Annotated in this window: 18 protein-coding genes; 10 read left to right on the top strand and 8 right to left on the bottom strand. The window is 61.1% G+C overall.

Going from position 1 to position 20,695, the window contains the following annotated elements; all coding sequences use genetic code 11:
• Positions 1-38: 38 nt before the first annotated feature.
• The 4 genes from ACSAMP_RS13295 to ACSAMP_RS13280 form a co-directional block, all read right to left on the bottom strand.
• Positions 39-1,379, bottom strand: a complete 1,341-nt coding sequence (locus ACSAMP_RS13295; protein WP_457800766.1) for a TRAP transporter large permease — start codon at positions 1,377-1,379, stop codon at positions 39-41.
• Positions 1,379-1,978, bottom strand: coding sequence for a TRAP transporter small permease (locus ACSAMP_RS13290; protein WP_457800765.1), 600 nt, complete (start codon positions 1,976-1,978; stop codon positions 1,379-1,381). The genes ACSAMP_RS13295 and ACSAMP_RS13290 overlap by 1 nt, the downstream gene beginning before the upstream one ends.
• 148 nt (positions 1,979-2,126) lie before the next feature.
• Positions 2,127-3,194 carry a sialic acid TRAP transporter substrate-binding protein SiaP gene (locus ACSAMP_RS13285; RefSeq protein WP_457800764.1) on the bottom strand — a complete coding sequence of 356 codons (1,068 nt, stop codon included), beginning with the start codon at positions 3,192-3,194 and terminating at the stop codon, positions 2,127-2,129.
• 76 nt (positions 3,195-3,270) lie between these two features.
• Positions 3,271-4,041, bottom strand: coding sequence for an IclR family transcriptional regulator (locus tag ACSAMP_RS13280; protein WP_441795521.1), 771 nt, complete (start codon positions 4,039-4,041; stop codon positions 3,271-3,273).
• Between the two features lie 294 nt (positions 4,042-4,335).
• Here ACSAMP_RS13280 and ACSAMP_RS13275 point away from each other — a divergent pair, with 294 nt between their 5' ends.
• Entirely contained in the window at positions 4,336-4,785 is a 450-nt protein-coding gene (locus ACSAMP_RS13275; RefSeq protein ID WP_441795522.1) for a NanQ anomerase/TabA/YiaL family protein, read from the top strand.
• Positions 4,786-4,848: 63 nt separating this feature from the next.
• Here ACSAMP_RS13275 and ACSAMP_RS13270 read toward each other — a convergent pair whose 3' ends face one another.
• Both ACSAMP_RS13270 and ACSAMP_RS13265 read right to left on the bottom strand, forming a co-directional pair.
• Positions 4,849-6,195, bottom strand: a complete 1,347-nt coding sequence (locus ACSAMP_RS13270) for an MATE family efflux transporter (protein ID WP_441795523.1) — start codon at positions 6,193-6,195, stop codon at positions 4,849-4,851.
• A gap of 80 nt (positions 6,196-6,275) precedes the next feature.
• Entirely contained in the window at positions 6,276-6,965 is a 690-nt protein-coding gene (locus tag ACSAMP_RS13265) for a DUF6198 family protein (RefSeq protein ID WP_441795524.1), read from the bottom strand.
• A gap of 131 nt (positions 6,966-7,096) precedes the next feature.
• Between ACSAMP_RS13265 and ACSAMP_RS13260 the strand changes: the two genes are divergently transcribed.
• From ACSAMP_RS13260 to ACSAMP_RS13250, 3 genes are all read left to right on the top strand, one after another.
• On the top strand, positions 7,097-7,993 hold the full coding sequence (locus tag ACSAMP_RS13260) for a LysR family transcriptional regulator (protein WP_457800763.1): 897 nt from the start codon (positions 7,097-7,099) through the stop codon (positions 7,991-7,993).
• An 82-nt stretch (positions 7,994-8,075) separates the two neighbouring features.
• A complete protein-coding gene (locus ACSAMP_RS13255; RefSeq protein ID WP_457800762.1) occupies positions 8,076-9,791 on the top strand; it encodes a bifunctional lysylphosphatidylglycerol flippase/synthetase MprF in 1,716 nt (571 codons plus the stop codon).
• Positions 9,788-10,537: an alpha/beta fold hydrolase gene (locus ACSAMP_RS13250; protein ID WP_457800761.1), complete on the top strand. Its 750-nt coding sequence runs from the start codon at positions 9,788-9,790 to the stop codon at positions 10,535-10,537. Before ACSAMP_RS13255 ends, ACSAMP_RS13250 begins: the two co-directional genes overlap by 4 nt.
• Positions 10,538-10,574: 37 nt before the next feature.
• On the opposite strand, the gene pabB is transcribed toward ACSAMP_RS13250, so the two are convergent.
• Positions 10,575-12,683: an aminodeoxychorismate synthase component I gene (gene pabB, locus ACSAMP_RS13245; protein ID WP_457800760.1), complete on the bottom strand. Its 2,109-nt coding sequence runs from the start codon at positions 12,681-12,683 to the stop codon at positions 10,575-10,577.
• Complete coding sequence (locus tag ACSAMP_RS13240) at positions 12,680-13,267, bottom strand: anthranilate synthase component II (protein ID WP_441795530.1); 588 nt, start codon at positions 13,265-13,267, stop codon at positions 12,680-12,682. The genes pabB and ACSAMP_RS13240 overlap by 4 nt, the downstream gene beginning before the upstream one ends.
• A 227-nt stretch (positions 13,268-13,494) precedes the next feature.
• Here ACSAMP_RS13240 and ACSAMP_RS13235 point away from each other — a divergent pair, with 227 nt between their 5' ends.
• The 6 genes from ACSAMP_RS13235 to ACSAMP_RS13210 all read left to right on the top strand — a co-directional run bounded on the left by ACSAMP_RS13235 (position 13,495) and on the right by ACSAMP_RS13210 (position 20,666).
• Positions 13,495-14,406 carry a LysR family transcriptional regulator gene (locus ACSAMP_RS13235; RefSeq protein WP_441795531.1) on the top strand — a complete coding sequence of 304 codons (912 nt, stop codon included), beginning with the start codon at positions 13,495-13,497 and terminating at the stop codon, positions 14,404-14,406.
• Positions 14,407-14,650: 244 nt separating this feature from the next.
• Positions 14,651-15,679, top strand: coding sequence for a TAXI family TRAP transporter solute-binding subunit (locus ACSAMP_RS13230; protein WP_457800759.1), 1,029 nt, complete (start codon positions 14,651-14,653; stop codon positions 15,677-15,679).
• A gap of 154 nt (positions 15,680-15,833) precedes the next feature.
• The gene (locus ACSAMP_RS13225) at positions 15,834-17,738 is read left to right on the top strand and encodes a TRAP transporter permease (RefSeq protein ID WP_457800758.1); all 1,905 of its coding nucleotides are present in this window, start codon (positions 15,834-15,836) and stop codon (positions 17,736-17,738) included.
• Between the two features lie 40 nt (positions 17,739-17,778).
• A complete protein-coding gene (locus ACSAMP_RS13220; RefSeq protein WP_457800757.1) occupies positions 17,779-18,732 on the top strand; it encodes an NAD(P)-dependent oxidoreductase in 954 nt (317 codons plus the stop codon).
• A gap of 51 nt (positions 18,733-18,783) precedes the next feature.
• Positions 18,784-19,644, top strand: a complete 861-nt coding sequence (gene panB, locus ACSAMP_RS13215; protein WP_457800756.1) for a 3-methyl-2-oxobutanoate hydroxymethyltransferase — start codon at positions 18,784-18,786, stop codon at positions 19,642-19,644.
• Between the two features lie 152 nt (positions 19,645-19,796).
• Positions 19,797-20,666: a bifunctional 5,10-methylenetetrahydrofolate dehydrogenase/5,10-methenyltetrahydrofolate cyclohydrolase gene (locus ACSAMP_RS13210; protein WP_457800755.1), complete on the top strand. Its 870-nt coding sequence runs from the start codon at positions 19,797-19,799 to the stop codon at positions 20,664-20,666.
• Positions 20,667-20,695 lie beyond the last annotated feature (29 nt).

Genomic DNA, 20,695 nt, shown 5'->3' with positions numbered 1-20,695 from the left:
GATATTAGGTTTCAAATAGGAACAGCGGGGAAGTCGGCTCACATCAGACCGAACATCTTGGGCAGGAACAGCACGGATTCGGGGACGAAGGTGATGATCAGCAGCACGATGAGCATGACCACGATGGGACCCCAGATCTCTTTGATCACGTTCTTCAGGGGCGTGCCGGAGATGCCGGAGGTGATGAACAGGCACATACCGAAGGGAGGGGTAGACAGGCCCAGCATCATGTTGAAGATGATGATCAGGCCGAAGTGGATGATGTTCACGTCGAACTGCTGGGCCACGGGCCACAGAATGGGGATCATGACCAGCTGGATGACGGAGGTGTCCACGAACATGCCCAGCACCAGGATGATGATGTTGACCATGATAAGGAAGACGTACTTGCTGTCGGTGAAGGAGGTGATCCAGTTGCCCAGACGGACACCGATCTGCTCCTTGGCGAAGATGAAGGAGATGGCGGAGGCTGCGCCCACCATAATGGAGACGGAGCCGGTGCCCTTCACGGTGTCGAAAATGACCTGCTTCAGGCCCTCCCAGTTCAGGATGTGATAGACCAGAACGGCGATGAGCAGGGCATAGGCACCGGCGATGGCGCCAGCCTCGGTGGGGGTCATCACGCCGGTGTAGATGCCCACCAGCAGGATGACGGGGGTCAGCAGGGCCCAGATGGCCTTGAAGCAATAGCGCAGATAGGCACCCAGCTGGGGAGGAACGGACTTGGGATACTTGCGCTTCTTGGAGATGAAAGCGATGTAGATACACAGGCAGATGGCCAGGATCACGCCGGGCATCATACCGGCCATGAACAGCGCGCCCACAGAGGCGCCGGTGAGCATGGCGTAAATAACGGCGGGGATGGAGGGGGGGAAGATGGGGCCGATGGTGGCGGAGGCGGCGGTGATGGCGCAGGAGAAGCCGTCATCATAGCCCTCGGCGCGCATGGCGTCAATCTCCATCTTGCCCAGGCCGGAGGCGTCGGCCACGGCGGAGCCGGTCATGCCGGAGAACACCAGAGAGGCCAGCACGTTCACGTGGGCCAGACCGCCGGGGAAGCGGCCCACCAGGCCCTTGCACACGCCGAAGACATACTCGGTGATCTTACCGGCGTTCATCACGTTGGCCGCGAAGATGAACAGGGGCACGGCGATGATGGTGGTGTTGGTGAAGATGGCCTCGATGGTCTTTTGGGCCACCAGGTGCAGCTGGCCCTCCTGGCCGGTGATCATGCCGATAAAGCTGTTGCCGTCCACCAGACCGTCGGTGAGGAAGTACATGGTACAGGCGGCGATCATGCCCGTGGGGATGGGCATACGCAGCACGAACATCAGGACAAAGCAGATGAGGAATACGATCAGAGGAAGGTTATCCAGCATTACTTGTCACCTCCATAGTCGATGTGGGACAGGTCCAGGTCCTCCTGGGCCAGAGAGGCCTCGATGGCCTGCTCGGCCTCGGACTTAGAGGCTTCGAGCATCATGTCGGTATACTTCTTGCTGCCGGACAGGACCATGATCTCCTCATAGATCTCCATGATGGCATAGGCCACGATAAAGGCCAGGAAGACCACATAGGGCATGAAGACGACCGTCTTGGGCCACTTCAGCAGGGTGGTCATCTGCTGGCGCTCCATCAGGCCCCACACATAGTTCAGGGAGGGCAGGAAGGTGACCAGACAGGTGAAGGTGATGAGGATGTTGCCCAGCATGGCAGTGATGGCCTTGCCCTTCACGTTCATCTTGTCATAGACCAGAGTGAAGGTGACGTGGCCGTTGAGCCGCTGGCAGTAGCACGCGCCCAGCATGACCAGCCACAGGAAGCAGGCCTGCTCCACTTCGGTGGTCCAGGCCTGGGGCATCTTCATAACGTAGCGCATGAAAACCTGGAAAACGAACACCAGGAACAGCACCGTAAAGGCCATTGCCGGGATGTACTTTTCCACGCAGTCGCGGATAAAACCGCCGACTTTTTTCATTATGTTCGCTCCTTTCAAAAATTTTTTATCCGGGGCAGCCCGGAAGTTCAAACGGATCTCAGAAGGAAAAATGAAAATTGGTTTTGGCACTTAAAAACGGGGGCCGGGACTATCCCAGCCCCCGTTGGGGATGTACCTTTGGGAGAATTTAGGCCATGGCCTGGATCTCGGCCAGCAGGTCCTTGTCCCAGCTGTCGGAGATGGGGTCGTTCAGATAGGTGTTCAGCACGTGGTCGGCGAAGGCAGCCACATCGGCCTCATAGATGCTCAGGCCCTGCTCCTTCAGGAAGTCCTGGACCTCGCTCTCGGTCTTCAGGTTCTGCTCGTCGCAAGCCTTGCGGCCGGCCTCAACGGCCTCCATGACCCAGCCCTTCTGGGTGTCGGTCAGCTTGTTCCAGGTGTTCAGGTTGATGGTGGGCCACACGGAGTCCACCAGGTGGTTGGTCAGGGAGATGGACTTCTGGACCTCATAGAACTTGGCGGACTGCACGGTGGGCAGGGGGTTGTCCTGGCCGTCAACGGTGCCGGTCTGCAGGGCCAGATACAGGTCGTTGAAGGGGATGGCGGTGGGGTTGGCACCCATGGCCTTGCCCAGGAACACCCAGGCGTCGGAGTTGGGCATACGCAGGTTGATGCCGTTCAGGTCCTCGGGGGTCTTGATCTGCTTGTCCTCGGACAGGGAGACCTGACGGGTGCCCAGGTAATAAGCGCCCAGGGGCAGGATGCCCTGCTCGTCGGCGATCTTCTGGAAGACTTCCTTGCCGATGTCGCCGTTGAGCACCTTGGTCATGTGGTCATAGCTCTGGAACACATAGCCAGCGGTGAACATGGAGACCCAGGGGGAGCCGTCGGTCAGCCAGGAGGCGGAGGAGTAGATCAGGTCCACGTCGCCGTTCTTCAGGGCGTCGTGCTCGGTGTCCTGACCATACAGGGATCCGGAGTCATAGCACTCCACGGTCATGTTGCCGCCGGAAATCTCCTCCAGAGTGTCCTTAAAGACCTTCTGAGCGGCACCGTGGGCATCGGTGGGCACGGCGGCGATGGAGAAGACCAGCTTGACGGGATCGCCAACGTCTTCGGTGTTGGTGGAAGTGCTGCCGGAAGCGGTGCTGCCGGAAGCAGAGGCGGCGGGGGTCTTGCTGCCGCAGGAGGCCAGCAGGCCGATCATCATGACGGCGCTGAGGCAGAGGGCGATGCTTCTTTTCCAGTTTTTCATGTAGATCCTCCTAAATCCAAAAATGTACCTATTTTTCCAAACCGGGCTCTCCACCCGGAAAAGAAACGAAGAAAAATTACCGATAGATGCGCTCACGCATCTTCAGGGCGGCGTTTTGCAGGATGCCTGCGCACTCCAGCAGCTTCTCGTCCGTCATGGTGACGGAGGGACCGGAGGTGCTCACCCCGGCCACCAGCTGTCCGGCGGCGTTATAGACGGGCACGCCCACGCAGCGGATGTTGGGGTCACGCTCGCCGTTGTCGATGGAATAGCCCCGGCGGCGGGTGATGCGCAGCTCCTCCAGAATGCCGTCCAGATCGGTGACGGTGTTGGGCTGATACTTGGTGCGCTCCTCAGGGATGTGAGAGAGCCACTCCTCCTCGGGCATGTGGGCCAGGATGGCCTTGCCGATGCCGGTGCAGTAGAAGGGAGCGGTCTCGCCCAGGATGTCCCGATAGGGCAGCACCCCCAGCCGGTCGGCCGGGTGGGCCACATAGAGATAGAGGACGTTGGTGCCATAGGGCAGACCGAAATAGACGATCTCGCCGGTGCGGCTGGCCGTCTCCACCAGGATGTCATACACGGCGTTGGGATAGCCCAGGTTCTGGTTGATGATGAACGCGTATTCCAGGATCTTCAGCCCCAGGGTATAGCGCCCGTCGGGCAGCCGCTGAAGATAGCCCATGGAGGTGAAGGTGGACAGAATGTTGTGGATGTTGGATTTGGTCACACCGATGCGGTTGGCCAGCTCCGTCACGCCCAGGATGGGCTCTTGAATGGTGAAGCAGGAGAGGATGTTCAGCGCCTTGGCCAGGGATTTGACCTTTGGTTCGGCCCGTCCGTCCATGTGCAGCGCCTCCTTTTGTAAGTTCCGCAATAGAGAACGCTATCCTCTCTTTTGCGAACTCATTATATAGGTTCTTACGAATAAAGGCAATAGACGAATTTTTTTTCGGCGGAATCCCCACAAACTGGGTAAAAACGGCGTTAAAAACTGACCTGTGTTCTGCAATAAAAAACGGTGTTTGCCTGGTTTTTGACATCCGTTCTTTTTTCGCCCCTTGCCAAGGCCGGGGTCTGTCCGTATAATGGGGGCAGCAGCGGGCCGAAGGGGCCCGGAATCAGGAAGGAGCGCACCGCCATGATCTTTGACAGTCTGAAAAACATAGAGCAATATAAAACCGTCCACCCCCGCGTCTATCGGGGCTTGCAGCTGCTGCGGGACACGGACTTTTCCGCCCTTACCGAAACCCGGTATGAGGTGGAGGGGGAGGACCTGTTTTTCTTCCTTCAGGACTATGAGACCCGCCCGGTGAACGACACCCCGGAGGCCCACCGGAAGTATGCCGACATCCAGTTCGTCCTGTCTGGCCGGGAGAAATTTGACGTGGCCCCCCTCCAGGACATGACCGAGGAGGTGGAGGCCCACCCGGACCGGGACCTGTGGCTCTATCACGGTCCCGCCAGCGCCAGCTTTGTGCTGGAGGGGGACAAGTTTGTGGTGGCCTTCCCCGGCGACGCCCACGCCCCCTGCATCGCCGTGGACGCCCCCGAGCAGGTCCACAAGGTGGTCGTAAAAGTCAAGCTGTAAGCGCATAAAATAACGCGCCCTGTTCTGCCATAAGACCGGCGGAACAGGGCGCGGTTTTTGCATTTACACGGCGGCGGAGGACCGGTGGAGGGACTGCTCGTAGGGCATGGCCAGAAACTGCCGATAGAACACCGCCCCCACCGTGGCGGTGAGCACCTCCGTCACGGGGAAGGTGAGCCAGAACCAGTTCAGGCCGAAGCGGGAGAACAAAAAGCCCAGGGGGACGAAGAGCACCACCGTGCGGACGATGGTCAGCAGAGAGCTTTTCAGGCCGAAGCCGATGGCCTGGAAGAACACGGGGAACAGCAGGGCCAGCACCTGGGGCAGAAAGCTGACCCCCACAAAGCGAAAGCCCACTTTGGAAATGTCTGCCACCAGGGGGTCGGGGGTGAACACCTGGACCATCTGCACGGGGAAGAACTCGAATACCAGGGCGCCCAGGAACATCATCCCCAGGCCGAACAGGGCGGATACCTTCATGGTGCTCTTGCACCGGTCCAGCTTGCGGGCGGCATAGTTAAAGCTGATGACGGGCACGATGCAGGTCTGCATGGCCCCCAGGGGGATGAAGAAGAAGGTCTGCCACTTGTAATAGAGACCCAGAGCGGTGACCGCCTGGTCGGAGAAGCCCGCCAGGATCAGGTTCAGCCCCAGGATGTAAAAGGTATAGGCCGACTGCATGAGCATGTTGGGAAAGCCCAGGCGGAGGACGATGGGCACGGCCCGGAAGCAGACCCGCCGGGCGGGGGCGGGGTAAAAGCCGCCCCGGAAGACGATGGCGGCGGCCACGAACTGCCCGGCCACCGTGGCGATGGCCGCCCCGGCGATGCCCAGCCGGGGCAGACCAAACAGGCCGAAGATGAGCAGGGGGTCCAGGACGATGTTGGTCACGGCCCCCAGGATCTGGGCGGCCATGGGGGTCTTCATGTCCCCGTTGGCCTGGTGGACCTTGGTCCACACGCTCTCTAAAAACAGCCCAGTGCTGCACAGGCAGACGATGCGGCCATAGGTCACCACGTCCCGGATGACGTCCGGCGACTGGGAGGACACCCGGGCATAGAAGGGCATGATGCACCAGCAGATCCCGGCAAAGGCCAGCCACATGACAAGGGCCATGGGGGTGGCCACCCCGGCGTATTCCGCAGCCTGCTTTTTCCGGCCAATGCCAAGGCGGGCGGCCATCACCGTATTTACGCCCACCCCGGTGCCCACCGCCAGGGCGATCATCAGCAGCTGAAGGGGATAGACGATGGACAGGGCCGTCAGGCCCGAGTCGGCATACTTGCCCACGAACAGGCTGTCCACAATGTTGTAAAGGGCCTGGATCAGCTGGGCCAGCATCACCGGCGGGGCCAGCCGCAGCAAGATCTTGCCCACCTTTTCTGTGCCGAACAGCTCCGTAAGCTCCATAAAAACGCACCCCGCCCCTTCTGCGATATCTCTGTAGACGGGATTATAGCAGAAGGGGCGGGGTTGTCAATAGGTTTTGTTCACTTGGCGGGGTCCAGGATGGAGGTGAAGGTGACATAGCGGTCCATCCAGCCGCCGATCCAGGCGATGGCCTTGCCCATGGTGGCGGCGGCCAGCACCGTGCCAATACCAAGGCCGTCCAGACGGCCCAGGAAGACCAGGGTCATAACGGCGGTGGTGCCCAGGCAGATCAAATCGAAGGACACCTTGATCCGGGCATAGGGCCAGCCGGTGATGGAGGCCAGCTCCCGGGGGAACAGGTCGGTGGGGATGATGGGCATCCTGCACCGGTTGGACAGGGCGATGCCAAAGCAGATGAGGAAATAGCTCAGGGCGAAGTAAAGCACCCGCAGGGGCAGGTTCACCGGCAGCTGGTCCGTCCACAGCTGGTGCAGGTCCAGCATCTTGCCGAAGAAAAAGCCCACCACAAAGCTGAACAGATAGGGGATGACCAGCTTTTTGCGCAGGATCATCAGGGACAGGATCAGGGCCCCCTGGAACAGATAGGTCCAGGTGCCCAGAGTGAAGAAGGGCAGCACCAGGGAGAAGGCATAGGGCACGCTGGAGATGGCCGAGATGCCCGAGCCGGAGCGGAGCATCAGCAGCACGCCCAGGCTGTTGATGACGATGATGACCGCCAGGGCGGCCTCGCCCCGCATCACGGGGAGGGCGCGGGAAGAATCGGCGGAGAGAGTTTGGGAGGAAACCATGAGACGCGCTCCTTTTTCAAAAATAAGCGGGCCGAAAGCCCGACTAATAGAGTAGTCCCGGGAAAAGCATTTGACAAATGAATTCTTTCGTATAGTATAATAGATTTTATCTATAGAGAGGGGGGCAGAACATGAATCTCATCCATCTGCGCTATTTTGTGGAGCTCAGCCGCACGGGGAGCTATACCCAGGCGGCAAAGCGGCTGTGCATCACCCAGCCCAGTCTGAGCCACGCCATGGCCCAGCTGGAGGAGGAGCTGGGGGCACCGCTCTTCCGGCGGCAGGGCCGCACCACCGCCCTCACCCCCCTGGGGGAGCAGTTCTTGACCGCCGTCCGCCAGAGTCTGGACGTTCTGGACCGTGGGATAGAGGAGGTGCGGCAGGCCGCCCGGGGGGCGGGACTGCTGCGCATCGGCATGGTCCGCCCCCTGGCGGTGGAGCTGGTGCCAAAGCTGGCCGGGGCCTTTTTAAAGGAGCGGCCAGAGGGGGAGGTGCGCTTCACCTTTCACACCGACGTGACCCACGCGCTGCTGGGCCAGTTGGAGGCAGGGGAACTGGACGCGGTGTTCTCCTCTCCGCCGCCGGAGCAGCTGGGCCTGTCCAGCCATCCCGTGGGGCGGCAGGACCTGGTGGTTATCGTGCCGGAGGACCACCCTCTGGCCGGGCGGGGAGAGATCGACCTGGGGGAGCTGTTGGATACAGACACGCCCCTGGTGGCCTTCTCCAAAAATTCCGGCCTGCGGGACGTGGTGGACGGCCTGTTCGCCCGGGCGGGCCGGGTGCCCCTCTCCGCCTATGAGACGGAGGACGACGAGGCCATCGCCGGACTGGTGGCCGGGGGCTTTGGGGCGGCGGTGGTGCCGGACATGGAGCTGCTCAAGCGCCTGCCGGTGCGTGCCCTGGCCATCCGCACCCCGGTGTGGGAGCGGAAGTTCTGCCTGGTGTGGGACGACCGCCGCTCCACCCCCTTGTTAGAGCAGTTCTGCCGCTTTGTGGCCGGGCAGGGGGAATTTGTCGTGCGGGAATAAGAAACTTCACAACTTTTTGACTTGCATTTTGCCGGGGAGTGTACTATAACAAGGGCACAAAAAACTGAGGAGTTGACCTAATATGGAGGAGCGTGCGCACCGGCGGCGCATCTGGGCGGAGAACGCCGCCATCTTCTTTTTGGGGGCCTTTGCCCTGTTTTTGTTCTGCGTCAGCTTTTTCCCCAGCCTGGCGGCGGCCCAGCGGGTGCAGGCGTCGTTGGAGATGGGGCGGATGGTGGAGCGGGCCTTCTCCGTGGCCCTGTTCTTCCTGGCCACCCGGCTCTATCGGCGGCTGCGGGCGGCCCACACGGCGGCCATGGCCGTCTTTGTGCTGCACCTGCTCCGGGGGCTGACCGCCCGGCCCATGCCGCTGTGGACCATGGCGGTGGACGTGATCTTGCTGGTGCTGTTTTTCCTGTGGCGGAAGGATTTCCGCTGCCCCTCCGGCAGGACCACCCAGTGGAAGACCGCCCTGTTTGCCCTTCTAGCGGTGGCGGCGGTGCTAGCCAACGTGGGCCTGACCTATCACCAGCTGCGGCTGAGCGCCGCGCCGGGGACACGCATCGATCTGTGGGACAGCTTTGCCCTGGGCGTGGGCATGATCTTCGGCCTGGGGGACCGGTCCGCCGTGCCCGGGGGCATGGGGACGCTGCTGTTCTGGTTCAGCTGGTGCTGCATTCTGGCCGCCCTGGCCCTGGCGCTGCGCCCCTGGATGCAGGGACAGGCCGTCCAGGCCCGGCAGCGGCAGCACGCCCGCACCCTGCTGAATTTATATAGCCAGAACCCCTGCTCCTATCTGGCCCTGGAGGACGATAAACAGCTCTACTTCGGCAAGACGGTGGACGGGGTGGTCCCCTATGGCACTGTGGGGGACACGGTGGTGGTGAACGGCGACCCGGTGTGCGCCGACGGGGACTTTCCGGCTCTGCTGGGGGAGTTCACCGACTTCTGCCGCTCCACCGCCCACCAGATGATCTTTTTGGGGCTGACCGACCACTTTATTGAGAAGTACCGCCGCCAGGGCTTTGGCACGGTGAAGAGCGGGGAGGAGGCCCGGTTCCGCCTGGCCGACTATGAGATCAGCGGCAAAAAGGGCGCCAAGATGCGCATGAACATCAACCACGCCAAAAAGGCCGGGGTGACGGTGGCGGAGTATAGGCCCCTGTCCGCCCGGGACCCCGCCCTGGAGCGAGAGCTGGACCGGGTGACCCAGGAGTGGCTGGGCCAGAAGAAGAGCGACCTGCTCCGCTTTACCATGGGCACCGTGGGGCTGGATGACCCCATGGACAAGCGGTATTTCTACGCGAAAAACGACCAAGGCAAGGTGGTGGCTTTCATCGTCTTTGTGCCCTTTTTGGGCAAGAACGGCTATATGGCCGACGTGACCCGCCACGGGAACGACGCCCCCGGCGGCGTGATGGAGACCATCATCTATGAGGCGTTCCAAGCCTTCAAGGCGGAAGGCGTGGAGTACGGCAGCCTGGGTGTGGCCCCTCTGGCGGGGCTGGACCGGGAGAGCCGGAACCCGGTGGAGCGGCTGCTGGACTTTGTCTATGACCACCTGAACGACTGCTATGGCTTCCGGGATCTGTTCAGGGCCAAGGAGAAGTACAGCCCCACGGAGTGGGTACCCTCTTACTACGCCTATCTGCCCAAGCTGCCCAGCCCCTCCATGCTGTATGCCGTGGTGGAGATCCAGAACCCCAAGGGCATCCGGGGCTATGTGAAGTCCATGGTCACCGGGGAGGCCCGGCGCATCGCCGCCGCCCTGGCCCGGGAGAAAGAGAAGCGGCCATGAACGCCAGCGGCTATGTGGAGACCCTGGGGGCACGGCTCTATTACCAGGACTGGGGGGCGGGGGAGCCCGTGCTCCTCCTCCACGGCAACGCCCAGAGCCACCGGGTGTTCCGGTGGTATCTCCGGCAGCTGAGTCCCCTGTACCGGGTGCTGCTCATGGACAGCCGGGGCCACGGCCTGTCCCTCCACCGGGAGGGGCGGGGGGAGTTTTCCACCGCCGACATGGCCGGGGACGTGGCCGCCCTGCTGGACCATCTAAAGATCCGGCGGTGCGCCATCATCGGCTTCAGCGACGGGGCCAACGTGGCATTGGAGTTTGCCGCCCGCTTCCCGGACCGGGCCCGGGCGGTGGTGGCTGTCAGCGGCAACGCTCGGCCCGAGGGGCTGATCCTCCCCCTGCGGCTGTTTGCCCGGGGGGAGTACGCCGCCGCCCGGATGCTGGAGCGGCTGCCCCTGCTGGGAATTGGCCTGCGGCGCTTTTTCGGGGGACGGCGGCAGCTGGCCGCCCTGCTGTGCCGCTCCCCCCAGCTGGGGGAGGAGGAACTGGGCCGCATCCGGGCCCCGGTGCTGCTGCTGGCCGGGACGCGGGACCTGGTGCGCACTGTCCACACCCGGTGGATGGCCGCTGCCATCCCCAACAGCCGCCTGGACCTGCGCCCCGGCGGCACCCACGGGGCCTTCTTCCAACAAAAAGAGGACTATCTGGCCCGTATTTTGGAGTTCTTCCAGGAAAACGGCGTAAAATAAGCAAGAAAAAAGACCTGCTCCGGCAGGTCTTTTTTGCTTATAAAAATTTGATGTCCCGCTCATACACAGCCCGCAGGCGGTCCGCCGTCTCGCGGCTGGGGAATACGCGCTCCCCCAGCTGGCGCACGGGCATGATGCCCATGAGGGAGTTGGTGACAAAGCACTCCTGAAACTCCCCCAGCTGCCAGGGGTATAGCTCCGCCTCCTCCACGTCCTGCGTGCGGCAGAGATAGTCCCGCAGCACCCCGGGCAGCAGGCCGCAGCCCAGGGCGGGGGTATAGAGCTTTCCGCCGGAGACGAGGAACAGATTGCTCACCGTGCCCTCGGCCAGCTGCCCCCGGGTGTTGAGGAATATCCGCTCGTCCATTCCAGCGGCGGCGGCGGCCCGGTGCTCCAGAATGCAGTCGCCATAGTTCATGGTCTTGTGGAAAACCAGGGGGGAGGTGTCGTTGCGCACCACGGCGCTGAAGTCCATGACGAACCCCCGGTCATACCGCTCCGGCCCATAGGGGTTGGGGCGGTGTTGCAGGACCAGGTTCTCCTGGGTCAAAATCAGCTTGCAGGTGCTGTGGGGCGGACAGTGTTCCCGGATGTAGCCGGAGACCGCCTCATGGGTGACGCCCCGTTCAGCCAGCTCCCCAAGACCCAGGGCCTGGGCGGACCGGGCCAGGCGGGCCAGGTGACTTTCCAGCAGCACCCCGTGGCCATGTTCCGCGGCGATGGTCTCGAACACCCCCAGGCCGAATTGCAGGCCGTCGTCCAAGATCAGCGGCGCGCTCATGCCAGGGCCTCCAACACGGCGCGGGCCTTTTGCAGGGTCTCCTCGATACTCAAACTCCAGGTCAGACTCCGCCGTGATGCCGCCGCCCACGCCCAGGTGATAGCGCCCGTCCCGGTGGAGGGCGGTGCGGATGACGATGTTCAGGTCGCAGGCCCCGTCCAAGGTCAGGTAGCCAATGGAGCCGGTGTACAGCCCCCGCTTGCCGTGCTCCAGCTCGTCGATGATCTCCATGGCCCGGTATTTGGGCGCGCCGGTGATGGACCCGCCGGGGAAGGCGGCCTTCAGCAGGTCGGTGACGTCCATCCCCTCGGCCAGCTGCCCCTGGATGTTGGACACCAGGTGGAACACGGTGGCATAGGCCTCCACGGTGAACAGCTCCGTCACCTTCACGCTGCCCGGGCGGCAGACCCGGTTCAAGTCGTTGCGCTCCAAGTCCACGATCATCAAAAGCTCGCTCTTGTCCTTCTCCGACTGCTCCAGCTCCAAACGCAGGGCGGCGTCCTCCTCCGGGGTGTCCCCCCGCTTGCGGGTGCCCTTGATGGGCCGGGTCTGGACCAGGCCGTCCTTCAGCTGGAGGAAGCGCTCCGGCGAGGCGCACACGATCTGGTGGTCGCCGCAGTCCAGATAGCCGCCGAATGGGGAGGGGTTGTGCTCCCGCAGATAATAGAAGACAGAAAGAGGGTCCTTGTCGCTGGCCACGTCCAGGCGCTGGGTCATGTTGGCGATGTAGATGTCCCCCTCGATGATATAGCGGATCATCCGGTCCACCGCCGCCTTGTATTCCTCTTTTTCAAAATTGGGCCGAATATCAATGGGCCGGGAGGCGTGTCCGGTGGGGACGGGGGGAAAGCCCTGGCGGGCGGCCTGGGCGATCTGCGCCTGGAAACGGTCCAGCAGGATCTTCGCAGGCTCGGTCACTCCGCAGGCGGACAGCCACACCCGCTTGTCCCGGCAGTCCTCGATGACCAGCAGATCGTAAAAGACCACACGGGCCTGGGGGATGGGCTCCGGGTCGGCCTCCTGAGAGGCCACCCCCATATTCTCCCGGCCATAGTCATAGGAGAAATAGCCGATGGCCCCGGAGACCATGGGCAGGCCGGTCTCATTTTCGTCCCGGTGGGTGCGAAGATAGCTTTGCAGGCTGTCCTCGAAAGAGATGCCGGTCTGGGGCTGGCCGTTGCGGGTGAAGGTGCCGTCGTGCTCCTTCACAAAGGTCTCATAGGGCTTCAGGCCGATGATGGACCAGCGGCCCAGGTCGTTGACCAGGGAGGAGTCCAGAAAGGCGCAGTCCGGCTGATGGCACACCAGGCGGAACAGGTCCGCCGCAGGGACGTAGGGGGTCAGCTCAACGGTGACGCGGTTCATGCGGGCACGCCCCCCTCCTCCGCCAGACGGCAGAAGTTCTCCAGCAGCTCGTGGCCATACTGGGTCAGCACGGCCTCCGGGTGGAACTGCACCCCGAACAGGGGCAGGGTGCGGTGGGACAGGCCCATCACGGCCCCGTCCTCGGCCACGCAGTCCACCTGATAGTCCTCCGGCAGGGTCTCCTGCCGCACGACAAGGGAGTGATACCGGGTCACGTCGAACTCCCGGGGCAGCCCGGCGAAGAGGCCGGTGCCGTTGTGGTGGACCCGGGTGACCTTGCCGTGCATGGGGCGCACGCCTTTCTCCACCGTGGCCCCGGCGCAGTGGCCCAGCACCTGGTGGCCCAGGCACACCCCCAGCAGGGGAATTTTTCCGCCGAAGCGCTTCACGGTGTCCACGCACAGCTGGGCGTCCCAGGGGCGCTTGGGGCCGGGGGAGAGGATGATGCCCTGGGGCTGCATGGCCTGGATGTCCGCTAAAGTGATCTCGTCAGAGCGCCGGACCAGGATGTCCCGCCCCAGCTCCTGAAAATAGGCCTTTAGGTTATAGACGAACGAGTCGTAGTTGTCGATCATAAGGTACATGGTGCCGTCCTCCTGTGGGTCCGGGCGCAAAAAAAGAGATAACGACAGTGCGGCTTTTTCGCACAGTCGTTATCCCTTTCGGTCCGTAACCTGTTTCCGTGACAGGATATCATGGAACGGGAAAGCCGTCAAGAAAATTTTTTTCGTCTTTCTCTATGCAACACGCTAAAAGTGTGCTATAATAAACTTGCCGCTGTGGACCAGCGGTCTTGAAGGGAGCGACGGCAGTGGATATCCGGGTGCTGAAATACTTTGTCCAGGTGGCCAAAGACCGGAATTTCACCCGCGCCTCCGAGCACCTTTACATATCCCAGCCAGCCCTGAGCAAAACCATCAAAAAGCTGGAGCACGAGCTGGGCATCAATCTGTTTGACATCCGCACCACCGGGGTACAGCTGACGGATTATGGCCAGATGCTGTATCAGCGGGCTGTGCCGCTGATCGCGGAGTTCGACGCCCTGACCAACTTCGTCTCTGACATCCAGGCCAAGCCCGTGGGCCGCCTGCGGGTGGGCGTGACCCCCATGATCGCCACGCTGTACACCGTCAGCATCGTCACCGAGTTCAACGACCGCTGGCCCGAGGTGGAGCTTCAGATCACCGAAAACGGCAGCATCGCCCTGCGCAAACAGCTGCTGGATGGGGAACTGGACCTGATCCTGTGCATCACCGGCGACTCCGCCGACGGACTGCACGAGACCATTTTGTTCGAGGACGAGATGGTCGCCGTGGTATCGGGTAACAACCCCCTGTCCCAGTGTTCCTCCCTGCGTTTTGAGCAGTTGGAGGACCAGACCTTCAACCTCTACAGCCGCTACGCCACCCTCACCCGGCAAATCGAGGAGCGGTGCATCAAGGCCGGGTTTATGCCCAAGGTCAACATCTCCAGCTCTAAGGTCAACTTTATGCTGCAAATGACCGAGCACAACCGGGGCATCTGCATCCTGCCCCGGCCCTACGCCATGCGGGGCCTGCGGGACAACCTGAAAGTGGTCTCCTTCGCCGACCCCTTCCCCTGGCAGGGGTGCCTGGTGCGGAATCAGAATAACTATCGAACATATCTGTCGAAGCTGTTTGAACAATTTGTAATACAATATTTCAAATCCTATAAGACAAACTCACGATTGAGTTTCGAATAAGTAGTAAGCACCATAGCTGATGGTGCTTATTTTTTGCTCTCATGATAACCTTTGGTTATAATAATATAAGCGCTTGGCCTTAGACAAGTAAGGGCAAGTATTGTATGATAAGGACACAAAACAGAAAGAAACAAAGAAAAATTTGGTGAATGAGAAAAAACATTAAGTAGAAAGCCAAAAACAATTTAAAAGTAAGGAATGGATGGAAACACTAAAAATACAAGGTAATGGAGGTAAAAGAGAAATGAAAAAAAGAATACTTGCGTTGGCTCTGGCTGCGGCCATGATGGTTGGTGTGCTGACTTCTTGCAGCAACGGCGGTTCCACCTCCGGCGGGACCAGCGGAAACAGCTCTGACGGAGCCCTGAACATCACCTGGGGCGCCGGTACGCTGGGCGGAACCATTCAGCTTCTGAGCACCGCCTGTGCCTCAGTCATTCAAGATAAGATCCCTGGCTCCACCGTTACCGTACAGGCCACCGGCGGCTCCATTGAGAACTGCCGCCTGCTGGCTTCCGGCGATTTGGACGTGGGCCACACCACTCAGATGTATGACGCTTATGTGGGCCAAGGCCCCTTCGCAGAGGACGGCCCCAACGATAAGATCTTGGCTCTGATGAACCTGTACAACGTGGAGAGCATCGCCATCGTCAAGGCTGACAGCAAGATCCAGTCCCTGGAGGACCTGGCTGGCAAGCGCGTGGTGCTCGGGCCTACCGGTTCCGGTATCGCTTCCATGGCCACCGCGATTATGACCGCCTATGGCTATGACAGCAGCAACTGCGACATGCTGAACCTGGCCAACGACCAGGCGGTGGACGCCTTGAAGGACGGCACCGTGGATATGATCTGGGGCTTCGCCAGCGCCAAGACCCCCGCTTCCTATCTGGAATCCCTGTACACCACCACTGATTGCCGCGCCCTTCCCCAGGACCCCGAGAAGATCGCCGCTGCGTGCAGCCAGAGCAAGGACTTCTTCCAGTCCACCATCGAGGGCGGGACCTTCCCCTTCCAGAGCGAGGACTATGTGAACCTGGCTTCCCCCGCTGAGCAGTTTGCTTCCGCCGCCATGAGCGAGGAAGACGCCTATACCTTCGTCAAGACCATCTGCGAGAACGTGGACGCCCTGGCTACCTACTATGCCCCCGCCAGCTGCGTGAACGTAGAGGACGCCCTGAATGGTCTGCCCAAGGACGTGCCCATCCACCCTGGCGCTGCCAAGTATTATCAGGAAGTCGGCGTTTGGAGTGACGATTATCAGATCGGCAAATAAAGCTGACCAGTTCTGACATGAAACCGCTCCTGCCGCGCAGCAGTGAGCACCGTGTGACTGATTGCTGCGGACAGGGGCGGTTTACCCTTTTATAAATGGACAGGGGGGAGAGGAAACCCCGTGCCCGCAAAATACAAAGGAAAGGAACATACCCGTGGGAAAAGCGTTGAGTAAGTTTTCGGCAAGAATTTTTCCGCTTGTCGCCCTTGCCATGAGTATTTACCACCTGTGGCAAGTGATGATCCCCAAGATGGACCCCACCCTGCACCAGGACGTGCATCTGGCCTTTGCCCTTTCACTGGTCTTTTTAAGCGCCATGAACGTGAAGGAGAGCGATAAGCCGGGGCGGGCACTGATCAGCCAACTGGTCAGCCTGTTCTTCCTGATCTGCTCTCTGGTCTCTACCATTTATATCTACACGAATTTCGGAGCCTTGGTAAACCGGGCCGGACGATATACCTCTGTGGACACCGTGATCGGTCTGATCATGATCCTGGCCGTGTTGGAGGCCACCCGCAGAACTTATGGCATCCTGCTCCCTTCCCTGGTGACCATTGCTCTGCTCTATGGACATTTTGGCTATCTGCTGCCCGGCATCTTCCGTCATTCGGGATATAGCTGGCCCCGCCTGATCGCCAGCGTGACCACTTATCTGTACGGCATTTTCGGCACGGTGCTGGACGTCTCCGCCACCTATATCGTGCTCTTCATGATCTTCGGCGGACTGCTGGAAGCCAGCGGCGCTGGTGAGTTCTTTATTAAGGTAGCCATCGCCCTGGGCGGCAAGACCCGTTCCGGCGCGGCTCAGGCGGCTGTTATCGGCAGCGGCCTGGTGGGTTCCATCAACGGCAGCGCCGTGGCCAACGTGGCCTCCACCGGCACCTTCACCATCCCCATGATGAAGGACCGGGGCTATGAACCCCACTACGCTGGCGCGGTTGAGTCCGTGGCTTCCACAGGCGGCATGATCATGCCCCCTGTCATGGGCGTGGGCGCGTTCATCATGTCCGGTATCATTGGCGTTCCTTATGCAAAAATCGCGCTGTGTGCTCTGATCCCCGCTCTGTTCTATTACGTCACCTGCGGCGTTTCTGTTCACCTGCGTGCCCTTCGCAACGGCTTTAAGCCCCTGCCTGATGAGCTGATCCCCAACAAGAAGGAACTGTTCAAAAAGGACGGCATCTTCTTCCTGCCCCTGCTGGCCATTATTATCCTGCTGATGTCCGGGACTTCGGTCATGCGCAGTGCTTTCCTGGGCTGTATCGTGCTGGTGCTCTGCTATCTGCTGAAGAATTCCGTGCGCAACCCCAAGTTCATTCTGACCAAGGACTTCTGGATGTTCCTCTACAACGGCCTGGTCATCGGTGCCAAGAGCGCCATGACGGTGGCGGCGGCCTGTGCGGCCATGGGCATCGTGACCCAGATCTTCGTGATGACCGGCCTGGCCATGAACATCGTGTTCTTCATCAAGACCCTGTCCGGTAACGTGGGCATCCTGGCTCTGATCCTGACCATGGCGGTGACCATCCTGTTCGGCATGGGCGTTCCCACCACGGCGGCCTACGTGCTGGTGGCCTCTCTGGCTGGCAGCGTGCTCATCGAGCTGGGCTTTGATAAGATCGCGGTCCACCTGTTCATTTACTACTACGCGGCTCTGGCGAACATCACGCCTCCTGTGGCCAGCGCGGCCCTGGTGGCGTCCAAGATCGCAAAATCGGACTACTTCAAAACGGCGGCCACGGCCACGCGGCTGGGCCTTCCCGGATTTATCCTGCCCTTCATGTTTGCCTATCACCAGGAACTGTTCCTGATGGGCAACCCCATCTCTATCATCAGCATCGTGCTCTCCTGTGCCATCGGCCTGTTCTGTATGTGTGCCTGCTTCGAGGGCTACATCTTCCGCAAGCTGACGGTGGTGGAGCGGGTCCTGATGGCCCTGTGTGCCATCTGCGGCATCGATCCCGGTTTCTATACGGACATTTTCTGCTATGTTATCTTTATCGTCGTGGTCGGCGGACAGTTCATGCAGAGCAGAAAAGCGAAGAAAGCAGCAACCTGAAAACCAAGCGAAATTTATCTTAGGAAAGGATAGTGATACAATGAAAGCCCTCATCATTGACCGGGTCTCGCCCTTAGTGGAATCCGGTTTGAAGGAATACGGCGTGGACGTGGACGTGAAGATCCTGCCCGGCGTGGACGAGTTGAAGCGGCTTTTGCCGGAATATGATCTGCTGGTCATGCGGGTGGACCCCAAAATCGACCGGGAACTGCTGGACGCGGCGGCCAAGCGAGTGAAGATGATCGCGGTGTGCTCGGCGGGGACCAACCACATCGACCTGGAATATGCCAAGCAGCTGGGCATCCGCATCCAGAACGCCCCGGGCATCAACTGCAACGCCGTGGCGGAGCTGACCATCTCCAAGCTGCTGGACGTGTCCCGCTTTACCATGGAGGCCAACCGGGAGGTCCAGGAGGACCACATCTGGAACAAATATAAGTACACCGGCCACGAGCTGAAGGGCCACACCCTGGGCGTCATCGGCCTGGGTAAGATCGGCAGCCGGGTGGCCCAATTGGCCCAGGCGTTCGGCATGACCGTAAAGGCCTATGACCCCTATGTGGACGGGGCGGTCATGGCGGAAAAGGGCGTGGAGAAGGTGGACAGCGTGCTGGAGCTGTGCAGCCAGGCGGATTATCTCACCGTCCACACCCCCTTGACGGCGGAGACAAAGGGCATCGTGGGCGCCAAGGAGCTGGCGGCCATGAAGGACGGGTCCATCGTGGTCAACTGCGCCCGCGGCGGCGTGGTGGACGAGGCGGCGGCCCGGGACGCCCTGGCCAGCGGCAAGCTGGCGGGCCTGAGCATGGACGTGCTGGCCAACGAGCTGGCGGGCACCGGCCTGGGGGACAACGCCGGGCTGAACTCTGACCTGTTCGGCATGAAGGGCTTCACCGTCAGCCCCCACATCGGCGGCAGCACCCACGAGGCCTATGACGGCATCGGCGCGTTCATCGTGGAGAAGGCGGCGGAGTTTTACGGTCTGAAAAAGTAACACGCTGAATCGATGATATAATAAAATTTTAGATATCAGGAGGAATCGTATATGGAACCCCGGAAAAAGGTAACGCTGAGCTACATCCTGGAGAAGAAGGCCAACGGCGAGAAGCTGGCCCGCACCGCTCTGTATGACTATCCCATGGCCGTTCTGGCCGAGGAAGCCGGCATCGAGATCATCAACATGGGCGATTCCATCGCCACCGTTATGCTGGGCCACAAGACCACCAACGAGGCCGACCTGGATATCATGATCGAGCACGCCAAGGCCGTCCGCGCCGGGACCCCCAGCGCCTTTATCATGGGCGACATGCCCTTCCTCACCTATCAGATCAGCGACGAGGAGGCCATCCGCAACGCCGGCCGCTACATCCGCGAGGCTGGCATGGACTGCGTGAAGATCGAGGGCGGCATGGAGATCGTCCATACCGTGGAGGCCCTGACCAAGGCGGGCATCCCCGTCATCGCCCACACCGGCCTGACCCCCCAGAAGGCCCTTCAGATGGGCGGCTATAAGACCCAGGGCCGGGACATGCTGGCCGCAGTGGAGCTGATCAAAGAGGTGGCCGCCTTTGAAAAGGCAGGAGCCATCGCCGTGGTCATCGAGGCGATTCCCTCTGAGGTGGCCAAGATCATCTATGAGCGGAGCAACATCCCCATCCTGGGCACCGGCTGCGGCCCCTACAGCGACAGCCCCATGATCAACTTCTATGACATGCTGGGCTATTACGACAGAAACCCCAAGTTCGTCAAGAAGTACGCCGACGTGCATAAGGTGGCCTTGGACGCGGTGAGCCAGTTCGTCCAGGAGTGCCACGACGGCACTTACCCCGGCCCCGAGCACTGCTACAAGATGAAAGCGGGCGAGGAGGAGAAGCTGAAGGAGCTGCTGAAGGAGCAGGGCCTGTAAATCATACATCCCAGGGCCGTATGTCAGCGCATACGGCCCTGATTTTTTTGACTGGATCTTTTCAGGTCCCCGCCCCGTGTGGGGCGAGGATCGATAAGATCCAGTGGCAAAAGGGCAAACAGATCGGGAAAATTTAAAAAGGGGAGAATCACATGGCAACTCTGTTAAAAGGCGGGCCGGTGGCCCAGGCCATCTGCGAGGAAATCGAGAAAAATCAGGCTCGGTTGGCCCAGGCGGGCGTCGTGCCGACCCTGGCCATCGTGCGGGTGGGGGAGCACCCTTCCGACCTGGCCTATGAGCGGGGGGCAACCAAGCGGGCGGAGAAAGTGGGCGTGCAGGTGAAAAAGTTCCTGCTGCCCGCTGACGTGCCCCAGGAGACCCTGGTCCAGACCCTGGAGGAGATCAACGGGGATGGGAGCATCCACGGCTGCCTTATGTTCCGGCCCCTGCCGCCCCATCTGGACAGCGTGGCCGTGTGCCAGACCCTGGACCCGGAGAAGGACGTGGACGCCATCACCGTGGGCTCTATGGGCGGGCTGCTGGCCCGGCTGGAGATGGGCTATCCCCCCTGCACCCCCACCGCCTGCCTGGAGCTGCTGCGCTTTTACCACATCCCCATGGAGGGGCAGAAAGTGGCCGTGGTGGGCAAGAGCATGACGGTGGGTCTGCCCACGGCTCTGCTGATGATGAACGAGGAGGCCACCGTCTCCGTCTGCCACATCCTCTCCCAGCCGGAAGATACCCGAAAGCTGTGCCAGCAGGCGGACATCGTCATCTCGGCGGCGGGCTGCGCCGGGCTCATCAAGGCCGACTATGTCCGCCCCGGCCAGGTGGTGGTGGACGTGGGCGTGAACGTGGGCAAGGACGGGGTCATGCGTGGGGACGCCGCTTTTGAGGAGGTGGAGCCCATCGTAAAGGCCATCACCCCCGTGCCCGGCGGCGTGGGAGCCATCACCTCCACTGTGCTCATGGCCCACGTGGTGGAGGCCGCCATGCGGCAGAACGGGCTGAAGGAGCAGTAACAAGAGCATAAAAAAACGAGGGCGGTCTG

The organism is Flintibacter sp. SJQ-8, from assembly GCF_054108085.1.
Note: the sequence above shows the minus strand (reverse complement) of the source record. Positions and strands in the feature narration are given on the sequence as shown.

Coding starts and splice junctions, on each gene's coding strand:
- pabB (WP_457800760.1), bottom strand. CDS start 12,683: ATGAACCGCGTCACCGTTGAGCTGACCCCCTACGTCCCTGCGGCGGAC.
- ACSAMP_RS13250 (WP_457800761.1), top strand. CDS start 9,788: ATGAACGCCAGCGGCTATGTGGAGACCCTGGGGGCACGGCTCTATTAC.
- ACSAMP_RS13290 (WP_457800765.1), bottom strand. CDS start 1,978: ATGAAAAAAGTCGGCGGTTTTATCCGCGACTGCGTGGAAAAGTACATC.
- ACSAMP_RS13280 (WP_441795521.1), bottom strand. CDS start 4,041: ATGGACGGACGGGCCGAACCAAAGGTCAAATCCCTGGCCAAGGCGCTG.
- ACSAMP_RS13240 (WP_441795530.1), bottom strand. CDS start 13,267: ATGTACCTTATGATCGACAACTACGACTCGTTCGTCTATAACCTAAAG.
- ACSAMP_RS13220 (WP_457800757.1), top strand. CDS start 17,779: ATGAAAGCCCTCATCATTGACCGGGTCTCGCCCTTAGTGGAATCCGGT.
- ACSAMP_RS13295 (WP_457800766.1), bottom strand. CDS start 1,379: ATGCTGGATAACCTTCCTCTGATCGTATTCCTCATCTGCTTTGTCCTG.
- ACSAMP_RS13255 (WP_457800762.1), top strand. CDS start 8,076: ATGGAGGAGCGTGCGCACCGGCGGCGCATCTGGGCGGAGAACGCCGCC.
- ACSAMP_RS13210 (WP_457800755.1), top strand. CDS start 19,797: ATGGCAACTCTGTTAAAAGGCGGGCCGGTGGCCCAGGCCATCTGCGAG.
- ACSAMP_RS13285 (WP_457800764.1), bottom strand. CDS start 3,194: ATGAAAAACTGGAAAAGAAGCATCGCCCTCTGCCTCAGCGCCGTCATG.
- ACSAMP_RS13275 (WP_441795522.1), top strand. CDS start 4,336: ATGATCTTTGACAGTCTGAAAAACATAGAGCAATATAAAACCGTCCAC.
- ACSAMP_RS13270 (WP_441795523.1), bottom strand. CDS start 6,195: ATGGAGCTTACGGAGCTGTTCGGCACAGAAAAGGTGGGCAAGATCTTG.
- ACSAMP_RS13260 (WP_457800763.1), top strand. CDS start 7,097: ATGAATCTCATCCATCTGCGCTATTTTGTGGAGCTCAGCCGCACGGGG.
- panB (WP_457800756.1), top strand. CDS start 18,784: ATGGAACCCCGGAAAAAGGTAACGCTGAGCTACATCCTGGAGAAGAAG.
- ACSAMP_RS13230 (WP_457800759.1), top strand. CDS start 14,651: ATGAAAAAAAGAATACTTGCGTTGGCTCTGGCTGCGGCCATGATGGTT.
- ACSAMP_RS13265 (WP_441795524.1), bottom strand. CDS start 6,965: ATGGTTTCCTCCCAAACTCTCTCCGCCGATTCTTCCCGCGCCCTCCCC.